Genomic DNA, 11,549 nt, shown 5'->3' on the forward strand with positions numbered 1-11,549 from the left:
ATTTTTTTCTTGACGTGTTCATAGTCGTATGCTATTATAAGAGGGCACTAGAAATTGGAGGTTTAGCTCAGTTGGGAGAGCATCTGCCTTACAAGCAGAGGGTCAGCGGTTCGAGCCCGTTAACCTCCACCATTTATGCCGGCTTAGCTCAATTGGTAGAGCAACTGACTTGTAATCAGTAGGTTGAGGGTTCAAGTCCTTTAGCCGGCACCATATACGGGGAGGTAGCGAAGTGGCTAAACGCGGCTGACTGTAACTCAGTTCCTTTCGGTTCGGTGGTTCGAATCCGCCCCTCCCCACCATTTCTGTTGGGATATAGCCAAGCGGTAAGGCAACAGACTTTGACTCTGTCATTGCGCTGGTTCGAATCCAGCTATCCCAGCCATTTGACCCGCTAGCTCAGTAGGTAGAGCATCTGACTTTTAATCAGAGGGTCAGGCGTTCGAGTCGCCTGCGGGTCACCATTCTTTTGCGGGTGTAGTTCAATGGTAGAACTTCAGCCTTCCAAGCTGACTACGTGGGTTCGATTCCCATCACCCGCTCCAATTGAATGAACACAAACTTTGATGAAATATGAGATATCAAGCAAAATTATACAATTCTGTTTGGTATCTTTTTTTATTTATAAAAAGTATAGATGTAAAAAGACTTAATTGAAAAACAAGTTAATCTATTAAATTTATAGTTTTCTAATAGATTATTTCATTTGTATAAAAGTCATATTAATAAATGTTAAGGTATCCTTAATGATTTGAATTGTTTGATTGTTGTTATGTTTTTATGTAAAATGAAGTTTTATCTTATGTAATTCTGGAGATGATTGTTATATTTTGATAAAATGATATTAGAAAAGTCATTAAGATGTAAACCAATAGAACTGGAAGTAAAATGATAATTGAAAAGAAAGGTGGGATGGTCAATGTTAAAATTAAAAAAGATCATATGTTTTATAGTTTGTCTATTGGTTTTTATAGTGGTTCTTGTTTTTATAGACCAGCAAACGACTTATATGGTTGCGGTAAATCAAAATAACGTCGAAGTTTCCAATGAAAATATTGTCATAGAGATGAGTTCAGGAACTTCGGTAGGTTATTTTAAGAAGGCTGAGCTAGAAGAAATAGATGATGGTATTTATAGAATTGAAGCATATTTTTCGTTATTATCAGGGGAATCTTCAGGATATCAATACACAATTGACAACTCAGACAAGCATATTAAAGAGATAAGGCAATATCATTTAGATGAACCTGATGAGTATACTGTCATATATCAAAATAATAACTAAGGTGTGATCTATTTATTAATTTTTGTTCTCTTTTCAAAGAGAACATTTTTTATTGTGAAATGATAGGAATAAAAAAAGAAGTGATCGCTCACTTCTATACACCTGGCTTACCAAGTAATTTAAACATATTTTTCTTATAAACTTCAACACCTGGTTGATTGAATGGATTGACACCTAATAAGTATACTGATAAAGCACAAGCTTTTTCAAAGAAGTATACCATGTATCCAAATGAGTATGGAGTTAATTCATCAAGTGTAATTTGAATGTTAGGAACATTTCCAGTGTTGACATGGGCATCAATTGTTCCTTCACATGCTTTTTTATTAACATAATCAACAGTTTTTCCTGCAAGATAGTTTAAGTTATCTAAGTTATCAGGATCACTAGGAATTTCTAAATCAGAAATTGGATTTGCAATTTTTAAAATAGTTTCATATAAAACTTTACTTCCTTCTTGAATAAATTGTCCAAGTGAATGTAAATCAGTTGAGAAAGTTGCACTTGTAGGTAAGATTCCTTTTCCTTCTTTTCCTTCTGATTCACCGAATAATTGTTTCCACCATTCAGCAGTTTGTGCTAACTGTAATTCATAAGTCACAAACATTTCGGCAGGATAACCTTGTTTTGATAACATTTGTCTTGCAACACCATATTGATAAGCACTGTTTTTGTCTAAGTCAGGATTGCTGTATTCTTCTCTTGCATCAGCAGCACCTTTCATCATAGCATCAATATCAATACCAGCCATAGCGATAGGGAATAAACCAACAGCAGTTAAAACAGAATAACGTCCACCAACATCATCAGGGACAACAAATGTTGTATATCCTTCGTTAGTAGCTAAAGTTTTTAATGCTCCTTTTTCTTTATCAGTAGTTGCAACAATTCTCTTTCTTGCAACTTCTTTACCTTTTGTTGATTCTAGTAATTCTTTAAAGATTCTAAATGCAATAGAAGTTTCAGTTGTTGTTCCAGATTTAGAAATAACATTAATTGCGAATTCTTTATCTTTTACATATTCTTTGACTTGAGATAAGTAGTTAGAAGAGAATGTATTTCCAATATAAATAATTTGCACAGAATGAGTAGGGTATAAACCGTTTAAGGCTTCAATGGCAGCTCTTGCGCCTAAATAAGAACCACCAATACCACATACTAATAAAACATCAATTTCATCTTTTAACTCATTAACTTTTGCTTTAATAGCTTCAACTTCATCTTTATCATAGTTTACAGGTAAGTCAACCCATCCTAAGAAGTCACTTCCTTGTCCAGTTTTGTTATGGATCATATCATGAATTTGAGCAACTTGTTCTTTGTATGAGTCCATACTTTCAGTTAATTTTGCTTTTGATAAATCAACTTTAATCATCATTCTTCCTCCTTGATTACGCCTAGAGTTATCCACTCAGGCAATTTTTCTTTTAATGGATAAAATCCTAAAGGTGTTTCTTGTATCTTTTCTCTCTGGTTTTTATAAGCTCTTTTGTATTTTCTTTTTGCCATATGAACAGCTTTTAAAGAAAGCTTGGCTTGATGTGTTGTATGATCAATATCAATCACTTTTACACGAATGACTTCGCCAACATGTACAAAATTTTCAACATTTCTAACGAATTTATCAGATATTTCAGAGATATGAATTAAACCAGAAGATTGATCGGGTAAAGATGCAAATGCACCATAAGGTTGAATTCCCGTAATGGTTACATCAATAATATCACCAGTTTTGACACGATGCTCCATTGACAGCCCTCCAATCATACTCATTATAGCATAAAGTCATATTTGTGGAAAGTGAAATCAAAGCATTGGACTTTTATTCTTAAAAAATTGTGGTATAATAAGAAAGATTTATAGAGGAGGCTGAAATCATGGATCAAGAAGCAGAAATTAAAAAAGTGATACATAAATTAAGACCTTATTTACAAAGAGATGGTGGAGACATTGAATTTGTAAAATTTGAAGATGGAATTGTTTATGTACAAATGCATGGTGCCTGTGCTGGATGTATGATGTTGGATGCAACTTTAAAAGATGGTGTCGAACAGATTTTAATTGAAGAAGTTCCAGGAGTTTTAGAAGTTCAGGCTATTTAATAAAAATTGAGAAAAATTTGAGAAAAAAACGACGAAAAATATATTATAATTATATTATGTGATAATATCACTTGATTTATAACAAATATTCTTATATACTTAGAAAGTCTTGTTTTGTAGAATAATGTCTACTTATTACGGTTAAAATAAGATTGGTGATAAGAATGAACAGAAAACAAGAACAATTAAAAATTGCATCAATTCTTTATGACTTAGGATTAGACATAGAATTAATTGAAGCTATGACATCTTTAAGTCATGAGGATTTAAAAAAATTATATCAATAATAAAAGCTCTTATTAAGAACCACGAGATGAGGATCTATGAAGTGGTGGCAACCCTTGTGTAAAGAAGGTGCCTTACCTAGCAAGTTAGACTTGAACAATAAGAGGAAAGAAGGCTTTCCTCTTGAAAGCTTTTTTTATTGAAAAGTGGGAGGAAAAAAATGAAGAAAATTTTATTTACGTCTGAATCAGTTTCAGAAGGACATCCTGATAAAGTCTGTGATCAAATCAGTGATGCTATTTTGGATGCCTGTTTGGCTGAAGATCCATATTCACGTGTAGCATGTGAATGTTTTACAACAACAAATCTTTTGGTCATTGGTGGTGAAATTACAACACAGGCACAGGTTAATTATGAACAAATTGCCAGAAATGTATTATGTCAAATCGGATATACAAGTGATGAGATTGGGATTGATGGTCATCATTGTGAAATTAAAAATGTTATAGGTGTACAGTCAAGCGATATTGCTTTAGGAACGAATAAAGAAGTTGGAGGAGCAGGCGATCAGGGAATTATGTTTGGCTATGCTTCCAATGAAACAGAAGGATATATGCCTTTACCAATTTCTATTGCGCATCACTTGGTACGTTATGCAACTGAAAAACGCCATAGTGGTGAATTCCAATGGGCTAGACCAGATATGAAATCACAAGTGACAGTTGATTATACAGATGCTTTGCATCCCCGTATTGATACGATTTTAATGTCTATTCAACATGATCCTGATTTTGATGAAAAAGCTTTTAAGGATTATATTCAAAATGTCATTATGCAAGATGTTGTGAAAAAATATGGCATGAATACAGATTATAAAGTTTTGATTAATCCAACAGGACGTTTTGTCATTGGAGGTCCTCATGGCGATACAGGACTAACAGGTCGTAAAATTATTGTTGATACTTATGGTGGTTCTGCAAGACATGGTGGAGGTGCTTTCTCTGGAAAAGATCCTTCTAAAGTTGATCGTAGCGGTGCTTATATGGCAAGATATATGGCTAAAAATATTGTGGCAGCCGGACTTTGTGAACGTATTGAAATTCAATTGTCTTATGCTATTGGGGTCAAAGAGCCAACAAGTGTCTTTGTCGAAACTTATGGAACAGAAAAAGTATCAAAAGATGTTATTTTACAGGCTATTGAAAATGAATTTGATTTGACACCACAAGGTATTATTGAAACTTTACAATTGCTTAGACCTATTTATCAAAAAACAGCAGTCTATGGTCATTTTGGTAGGGGAGATATTGATCTTCCATGGGAAAAATTAGATCGAGTAGAAAGTTTAAAAAAATATTTATAAGCTCCTAACGGGGCTTTTTTAATTTTTGAGCGAAATGAGTGTTTTTTATATGACAGAAATGGTATAATAAGATTAACGAAGGAGGAATATTTATGAAAGTCAGTATAAGAGGAAAAAATATTGCACTAACTGAAGGGATTGAAACAAAAATCAATAAAAAGCTCAGCATGTTAGATAAGTATTTCATTGTCAGTGATAATGTTGAAGCAAAAGTTTTGATTCGTACTTATCCAGTTGGTCAAAAAATTGAAGTGACTATTCCAACAGAATATGTATTATTAAGAGCAGAAGTTGTTGATAATGATCTTTATAATGCTATTGATTTAGTTATCGACAAATTAGAAGGACAAATTAGAAAGTATAAAACGAGATTAAGTCGTAAATCTAAAGATAATAAACTCGCATTTAATGTTGCTTCTATTGAACCTTTAGAACATGAGGAAGAAGATGTTATTGTCAAAACAAAATCAATCAGTCCTAAACCAATGGATATGGAAGAAGCGATTATGCAAATGGAATTGATTGGACATTCATTCTTTGTTTATCGTGATGTAGAAACAAATGAAATCAGTGTTGTTTATAAAAGACATAATGGTGGTTACGGACTTATTGAAACTCATGAAGCACAATAAAAAAGCTCTATACAGAGCTTTCTAGAAGATACCCTTGATGGGTATCTTTTTCTTTCATCAATTTATCAATATCATTAAGAATTGTTACTTTTTTGATTGACCATAAAGGTGCGACTAAATCTTGTAATGGGGCATCTCCGGTCAGTCTTTCAATCACAACATGACTAGGGATATACTGCAATTGGTCAACAACTAATGAAATATAGTCTTCACGCGTTAACATAGGAAAAGGTTGTTTTTGATATAAACGATGTAAAGCGGTATTTTTCAGCATATAGAGATTGTGAATTTTAAGTCCTTGGATATCTAATTGACCAACCTGTTTTGCTGTTTCTAACATCATATCATATGTTTCATAGGGTAGACCATTAATGATATGAACACAAACATCTAAGTGGCGTTTTCTTAAACGATCAAGTCCTTCTAAAAAAGTCTGATAGTCGTGTCCACGATGAATCAGTTTGGCCGTCTGATCATGGATAGTCTGTAAACCAAGCTCTATGTATAAATCACATTTTTGAGATAATTGATACAGATAATCACAAATTTCATCATCTAAACAGTCAGGACGTGTTGCAATCGCAATGCCAACAACATCTTTCATATCAACAAATGGTTCAAATCTTTCTTTGAGTTGAGCGACAGTACCATATGTATTGCTGTTGGCTTGAAAGTATGCAATAAACTGACAATCAGGCCATTTTTGACGCATTATCGAAGAAATGTCGTGAAATTGTTTTTGTAAAGAATCTTGGACATTTCCAGCAAAGTCACCTGAGCCAGAATCTGAGCAGAAAATACAGCCTCCATACCCGCATGTTCCATCTCGGTTAGGACAGGTAAAGCCTGCATTTAAAGATACTTTCGCAACTTTATGATGATATTTATTTTTTAAAAAGTAGTTATATGTATGATAGCGTTTGTTATCTAATGTATAAGGAAATTGATTCATAGCATCACCCGCTAAGATTATAACATAAAGGAGAATAGAATGTTAGAGTTAAAAAATATTTATAAACAATATGAAACAACCCCAATTCTCAATCATATTTCTATTTGTTTTCCAGACACAGGAATGATTGGAATTCAAGGAAAAAGTGGTTGTGGAAAAAGTACACTTTTGTATATTATGGGATTATTGGATGAAGATTATGAAGGAGATATTCTTTTTAATCATGAAAAAATTGAAGATAAAGAAAAGTTTATATGCGAACATATGTCTTTTATGATGCAAAATAAAGATTTTATTTCTTCTTTAACCATTAAAGAAAATATCATTTTGCCTTGCCATATCAGTCATCTTCATTATAGTTCGTCATTGCTTCAAAAAGTCGTGAAACGACTTGGTATACAAGATTTGTTGTCCCGCTATCCTTCGCAATTATCTGGTGGTCAAATGAAAAGAGCATCTCTTGCGAAGGCATTATTAAAGCAGTCCGATATTATTTTATGTGATGAACCGACTGGGGCTTTATATCACCATCAGGCTCAAGACGTTATGAAATATTTAAAAATGATTTCTCAAGATGCTTTGGTTATTATTGTTTCACATGATCCACAGTTGTTACAGACATATTGCGATAGTGTATTGACATTAGAAGATGGTCAATTAAAAGGACATATGAAGCAATCTCAAAAGCCAAAAGAAATATCTTTAAAGAAACATCAGCATCATACTTTATGGTTTTATCCTATCAGACAAATAGTCTATCAAAGAAACAAACTCATGTTTCTTTTTTTATTTCAATGGATAGTGATTGTAGCGTTCTTTTTGATTGTAACAGCTATTTTTGGTGCGTTTGAAGCAACGTCTCAAAGTGAGCAACAAGCTGTTTTAAAAAATATCATCAATGTTGAAAACAAAGATGGGATGCCATTTGAAACAATGCTTTCTCATGAAGATATTGGTTATATAGATTATGGTTATCAATTAGAACAGTGTCAGCTTTGGCAGTCCCAACAGGAAATCGAAGATACTGCCTTATATTTTTTACCAGTGCAACACACACATGTTCGTTTATTGAAAGGACGTTTTCCACAGGAAGCTCATGAAATTGTTGTCAGTCAGTCATTTGATCAAAAATATCATCAGCAGTCCATTGTTTTAACATATCAACAAAAAAGTATATCTTTAACAGTTGTGGGCGTTCTTCAAAAAGATTTTTTCAGTCAAAGTGAAATTTATCTCAATCATACATTGAAACAAGAAATGCCAGAGTTGATGAATAATCGTGAATTGATTGTAGAAAGTCAATTCAATAAAAATGAAAGTTTATATCAAGCATTATCTAAAGACTATATTGTTTATAGTGAAATTCAAGAAAGAGTATCAAGTTATCAATCTTTATTGTCTTTAGCACAAATTGTAGCAATGATTTTCATTGGAATGAGTTTGTTGATATCACTGATATTAATTGGAATCGTAGAATCCATTATTTATTTTGAAAGAAAACATGATATTGCATATTTATTATCACTAGGTATTTCATCTTTCAGACTGTTTATATTATCTCTTTTTGAGGCAGTACTATTGGGATTGATGATTGCTGGTGGAGGTTGTTTGCTGGCGATGGTTATATATGAATATATCAATCATGTTGTGAATATTTCGCAATATGTTTCTTTTTCATTGTTGTTAAAGCCTATCTTTTATTCACGTTATGATTTATATGTGATTATTTTTATGATTTATCTTGTGATGAGTGTTTTATCTGTTTTGCATCCTGTTAGAAAAATGATGAAAATGACGAAGATTGATGTTTTAAGGGAGGAATAATATGCTTGAAGTTCAACATATTTCAAAAAGATATCACTATCAAAAAGTTTTGGATGACATATGTATGTGTTTTCCAACTTCAGGCATTGTTGCGATTGTGGGTCCTAGCGGTTGTGGAAAAACAACCTTATTACATATTCTAGGAGGCATTGATACTGATTTTCAAGGTGATATTTTATGGAAAAACAAGAGTGTTAAGCATCATTTGACACGTTATCGACGACATCATGTCAGTTTTATCTTTCAACAGTTTCATCTGATTATGTGGCTATCTGTAAAACAAAATATAAGTTTACCACGTTTTTTTCATAAACAGGAAAAAGCATCATTATCACTGGCTTTAGAAACATTAAAAAATCAGTCTTTGCATTCACTTTCACTTGGACAAAGACAGCGTCTGGCATATTTAAGAAGTCACTATCACCGTAGTGATATTCTTTTATGTGATGAACCTACCGGATCGCTTGATCCCCAATATGCACAAGCCGTTATGGAATTATTAAAAGAAGAATCTCAACATCGCTTAGTTGTTTTGGTATCTCATGATGAAAAGCTGGTAAGCCAATATAGTGATGAAGTTTATAAAATGCAGGACGGACAGATTATTGAGCATATATGCTTTCATGAAACAGAAAAAATTGAACGTTTTCCAACTGTGCAAAAGAAGTATTTCTTATGCCATATGCGCCTTGCGTTTGCATCATTATGTTCACATAAGGCACGTTCATTTCAATTGATGATAGGTTTACTATTATCATTATTAAGCATTGTTTTAGCATTAACACTCACTCGTCATCTTGAAGGGCAGTTTCATCAATATATTTACTCACTTGTTCCTGCATCAGGAATCAGTTTTCAATCACGTTATCAGCAATCTCTGTCTTTAGATTTATTAGATCAGATAAAAAATCAACCTGGAATTATGAAAAGTGAGATGTTTTTAGATGATTATGAATGTTTAGGAATTGGTTTTCAATCTGAAAGATATGAACAATCTCAGACTTTATTTATTGGAGATGATACTTCTCCTTATACATATCTGTCATTAAAATACGGGAATTATCCACAGGCACATCATGAAATTTTATTATCTCTTTCAACAGCTAGACATCTTTGTGGACAGCAGGATGTCGCTTCTTTGATTGGGCAGAATGTTTATGCCTGGTATCAACATGATTGGGAAGTGAAAGGTATTTGTTATAAAATTGTTGGTATTACAAATCAAACCACCGCTCTAGATACACTCTATCAGATGGATCATGCTTACATTTATTTATTGAAAGATATTTATCAATATGAGCTTGAACAGGTGTCATCACATTTAGGAATTGTTTATGTACATCCTGACTATCATAGAGATCATGTTATGAAACAGTTGAAAAAACAATTTCCAGATTATGAATTTTTAGCGATAGGAGAATCGACAACTCAAAATGTATCACAAGTTTTAAATCAAGCGAATATCATCTTGCTGTTTTTTTCTCTTTTGGCTATTTTATCTTCTTTATTTTTGATTGGTGAAGTTATGTTTTTAAATGTGATACAAAAGAAAAAAGATTTAGCTATCATGAAATGTTTTGGAGCCAGTTCTTTAGATATTATTAAAATTGTGCTTTATGAGTCTTTCCAAATTCTTATATTAACACAGTCTATATGCATGATTTTGTATTATCAATTGATTCATATGATGAATATCTTTTTACAGAATATGTTTGAAAGTGAATTGTTTTCTATACAGGTAGATATAAATATTATTGCTTTTGTTTTTATTGTTAGTGACTTACTTGTTTTGATAAGTCAGTTACCACCATTGTTGTATATTTTAAAAATGAACACTGTTCAGGCATTAAAAGAGTAAAGAAAAACTTGTTTTTATATAAAAAGTTAGTTATAATAGTAGCGTTAATACGATGAAGAGGACAAGTAGATAAAGAATTTGTATCAGAGAGGAAAACGGTGGCTGAAAGTTTTCTTACAATGCATTTATTGAATTCACCTTGGAGTGCGACTAATCATCGCCGCGAAGCAGCGTTATTGCAGTAAAGGTGCATAACATTTGTTATGAATTAGGATGGTACCGCGATACAATCGTTCCTATGTGGAACGATTTTTTTATTTGAAGGAGGATATTATGGACGAATTATTAAAGATTAAAGAAGAAGCTTTATTGAAGATTCATGATTGTTCATCATTAAAAGATTTAAATGATTTAAGGGTTTTCTATCTAGGGAAAAAAGGCCCAATGCAATCTGCAATGAAGTCAATGAAAGATATGTCTAAAGAACAACGTGCGTCTTTTGGACAAGTATCAAATAAAGTTAAACAAGAGATAACACAAGCTATTGAGGAAAAGAGAAAAGTATTAGAAGAAGCTGAAATGCTTAAGAAAATTCAAAATGAAAAAATTGATATTAGTTTACCTGGTAGTCAATTGCCACTTGGAACAATTCATCCTTTAACAATGATTAGAGAAGAATTAGAAGATTTATTTATTGGAATGGGATATAGTATCGCAGAAGGTCCTGAAGTTGAAAGCGATCATTTTAATTTTGAGCTTATGAATTTACCAAAGGATCACCCTGCAAGAGATATGCAAGATACTTTCTATATTGATGAAAATACTTTATTAAGAACACATACATCACCAGTTCAGGCACATGTTATGTTAGCGGCTAATGGAAGAGGACCAATCAAAGTTATTTGTCCAGGAAAAACATATCGCCGTGATGATGATGATGCAACACATTCGCATCAGTTCAGTCAATGTGAAGGATTGGTTATTGATAAAAATATTACTATGGCTGATTTAAAAGGAACGTTGGAATTATTTGCGAAAAAGATGTTTGGTGAAAAACGTGAAATTCGTTTAAGACCTTCATATTTCCCATTTACAGAACCAAGTGTTGAAGTTGATATTTCATGCTATAACTGTAATGGAAAAGGATGTTCAATGTGTAAAAATACAGGTTGGATTGAAATTTTAGGTGCTGGTATGGTGAATCCTAAAGTTTTAGAAATGTGTGGATTTGATAGCCAGGTTTATCAGGGATTTGCATTTGGTATTGGATTAGAACGTGTGGCTATGTTGAAATATGGTATTGATAATATTAGAGATTTTTATAGTGGTGATTTAAGATTCTTAAATCAATTTGTAAGAAAGGATTAG

11 protein-coding genes, 6 tRNA genes, 1 riboswitch and 1 other annotated feature are annotated in these 11,549 nt (G+C 32.5%); of the genes, 14 read left to right on the plus strand and 3 right to left on the minus strand.

Translation table 11 applies throughout. The annotated features are described in order from the left end of the window. The first annotated feature begins 56 nt into the window (after positions 1-56). The 7 genes from B5E79_RS04005 (at position 57) to B5E79_RS04035 (ending at position 1,285) form a co-directional block, all read left to right on the plus strand. Positions 57-132, plus strand: a tRNA-Val gene (locus B5E79_RS04005). A gap of 5 nt (positions 133-137) precedes the next feature. Continuing rightward, positions 138-213 (plus strand) — tRNA-Thr (locus tag B5E79_RS04010). A gap of 5 nt (positions 214-218) precedes the next feature. Beyond that, positions 219-302: transfer RNA gene (locus tag B5E79_RS04015), tRNA-Tyr, on the plus strand. Positions 303-309: 7 nt separating this feature from the next. Then, positions 310-385 (plus strand) — tRNA-Gln (locus B5E79_RS04020). A gap of 3 nt (positions 386-388) precedes the next feature. Then, positions 389-464 (plus strand) — tRNA-Lys (locus B5E79_RS04025). A 7-nt stretch (positions 465-471) separates the two neighbouring features. Further along, positions 472-545: transfer RNA gene (locus B5E79_RS04030), tRNA-Gly, on the plus strand. A gap of 374 nt (positions 546-919) precedes the next feature. Continuing rightward, the gene (locus tag B5E79_RS04035; protein ID WP_087297073.1) at positions 920-1,285 is read left to right on the plus strand and encodes a hypothetical protein; all 366 of its coding nucleotides are present in this window, start codon (positions 920-922) and stop codon (positions 1,283-1,285) included. Between the two features lie 94 nt (positions 1,286-1,379). Here the strand turns inward: B5E79_RS04035 and B5E79_RS04040 are convergent, their stop codons facing one another. Further along, positions 1,380-2,660 carry a glucose-6-phosphate isomerase gene (locus tag B5E79_RS04040; protein WP_087243086.1) on the minus strand — a complete coding sequence of 427 codons (1,281 nt, stop codon included), beginning with the start codon at positions 2,658-2,660 and terminating at the stop codon, positions 1,380-1,382. Then, a complete protein-coding gene (locus B5E79_RS04045) occupies positions 2,660-3,034 on the minus strand; it encodes a CvfD/Ygs/GSP13 family RNA-binding post-transcriptional regulator (protein WP_087243084.1) in 375 nt (124 codons plus the stop codon). Before B5E79_RS04045 ends, B5E79_RS04040 begins: the two co-directional genes overlap by 1 nt. A 128-nt stretch (positions 3,035-3,162) precedes the next feature. Here B5E79_RS04045 and B5E79_RS04050 point away from each other — a divergent pair, with 128 nt between their 5' ends. From B5E79_RS04050 to hpf, 4 genes are all read left to right on the plus strand, one after another. After that, a complete protein-coding gene (locus B5E79_RS04050; RefSeq protein WP_087243082.1) occupies positions 3,163-3,387 on the plus strand; it encodes a NifU family protein in 225 nt (74 codons plus the stop codon). A 164-nt stretch (positions 3,388-3,551) separates the two neighbouring features. Then, positions 3,552-3,674 (plus strand): flagellar transcriptional regulator FlhC, encoded by a 123-nt coding sequence (locus B5E79_RS13795; protein ID WP_241147446.1) that lies wholly within the window; start codon positions 3,552-3,554, stop codon positions 3,672-3,674. 6 nt (positions 3,675-3,680) lie between these two features. Next, a riboswitch (SAM riboswitch) is annotated at positions 3,681-3,778 on the plus strand. A gap of 54 nt (positions 3,779-3,832) precedes the next feature. Next, entirely contained in the window at positions 3,833-4,975 is a 1,143-nt protein-coding gene (gene metK / locus B5E79_RS04055; RefSeq protein ID WP_087297074.1) for a methionine adenosyltransferase, read from the plus strand. A 92-nt stretch (positions 4,976-5,067) separates the two neighbouring features. Beyond that, entirely contained in the window at positions 5,068-5,607 is a 540-nt protein-coding gene (gene hpf, locus B5E79_RS04060) for a ribosome hibernation-promoting factor, HPF/YfiA family (RefSeq protein ID WP_087243078.1), read from the plus strand. A 7-nt stretch (positions 5,608-5,614) separates the two neighbouring features. Here the strand turns inward: hpf and mnmL are convergent, their stop codons facing one another. Further along, entirely contained in the window at positions 5,615-6,559 is a 945-nt protein-coding gene (gene mnmL / locus B5E79_RS04065; protein ID WP_087243076.1) for a tRNA modification radical SAM protein MnmL/YtqA, read from the minus strand. Positions 6,560-6,598: 39 nt separating this feature from the next. On the opposite strand from mnmL, the gene B5E79_RS04070 reads away from it, so the two are divergent. The 3 genes from B5E79_RS04070 (at position 6,599) to pheS (ending at position 11,549) form a co-directional block, all read left to right on the plus strand. After that, a complete protein-coding gene (locus B5E79_RS04070) occupies positions 6,599-8,383 on the plus strand; it encodes an ABC transporter ATP-binding protein/permease (protein WP_087297075.1) in 1,785 nt (594 codons plus the stop codon). A 1-nt stretch (position 8,384) separates the two neighbouring features. Next, on the plus strand, positions 8,385-10,241 hold the full coding sequence (locus tag B5E79_RS04075) for an ABC transporter ATP-binding protein/permease (RefSeq protein ID WP_087297076.1): 1,857 nt from the start codon (positions 8,385-8,387) through the stop codon (positions 10,239-10,241). A 43-nt stretch (positions 10,242-10,284) separates the two neighbouring features. Then, positions 10,285-10,482, plus strand: a binding site (T-box leader). Positions 10,483-10,514: 32 nt separating this feature from the next. Further along, positions 10,515-11,549 (plus strand): phenylalanine--tRNA ligase subunit alpha, encoded by a 1,035-nt coding sequence (pheS, locus tag B5E79_RS04080; protein ID WP_087243070.1) that lies wholly within the window; start codon positions 10,515-10,517, stop codon positions 11,547-11,549.

Source organism: Massilimicrobiota sp. An134, from assembly GCF_002160815.1.
GTDB lineage: Bacteria > Bacillota_I > Bacilli_A > Erysipelotrichales > Coprobacillaceae > Allocoprobacillus > Allocoprobacillus merdigallinarum.

What these genes read in the sequence shown, in the direction of transcription:
- B5E79_RS04040 (WP_087243086.1), bottom strand. Translation starts at nt 2,660, where the DNA reads ATGATTAAAGTTGATTTATCAAAAGCAAAATTAACTGAAAGTATGGAC.
- mnmL (WP_087243076.1), bottom strand. Translation starts at nt 6,559, where the DNA reads ATGAATCAATTTCCTTATACATTAGATAACAAACGCTATCATACATAT.
- B5E79_RS04075 (WP_087297076.1), top strand. Translation starts at nt 8,385, where the DNA reads ATGCTTGAAGTTCAACATATTTCAAAAAGATATCACTATCAAAAAGTT.
- B5E79_RS04070 (WP_087297075.1), top strand. Translation starts at nt 6,599, where the DNA reads ATGTTAGAGTTAAAAAATATTTATAAACAATATGAAACAACCCCAATT.
- B5E79_RS04035 (WP_087297073.1), top strand. Translation starts at nt 920, where the DNA reads ATGTTAAAATTAAAAAAGATCATATGTTTTATAGTTTGTCTATTGGTT.
- B5E79_RS04045 (WP_087243084.1), bottom strand. Translation starts at nt 3,034, where the DNA reads ATGGAGCATCGTGTCAAAACTGGTGATATTATTGATGTAACCATTACG.
- metK (WP_087297074.1), top strand. Translation starts at nt 3,833, where the DNA reads ATGAAGAAAATTTTATTTACGTCTGAATCAGTTTCAGAAGGACATCCT.
- B5E79_RS13795 (WP_241147446.1), top strand. Translation starts at nt 3,552, where the DNA reads ATGAACAGAAAACAAGAACAATTAAAAATTGCATCAATTCTTTATGAC.
- B5E79_RS04050 (WP_087243082.1), top strand. Translation starts at nt 3,163, where the DNA reads ATGGATCAAGAAGCAGAAATTAAAAAAGTGATACATAAATTAAGACCT.
- pheS (WP_087243070.1), top strand. Translation starts at nt 10,515, where the DNA reads ATGGACGAATTATTAAAGATTAAAGAAGAAGCTTTATTGAAGATTCAT.
- hpf (WP_087243078.1), top strand. Translation starts at nt 5,068, where the DNA reads ATGAAAGTCAGTATAAGAGGAAAAAATATTGCACTAACTGAAGGGATT.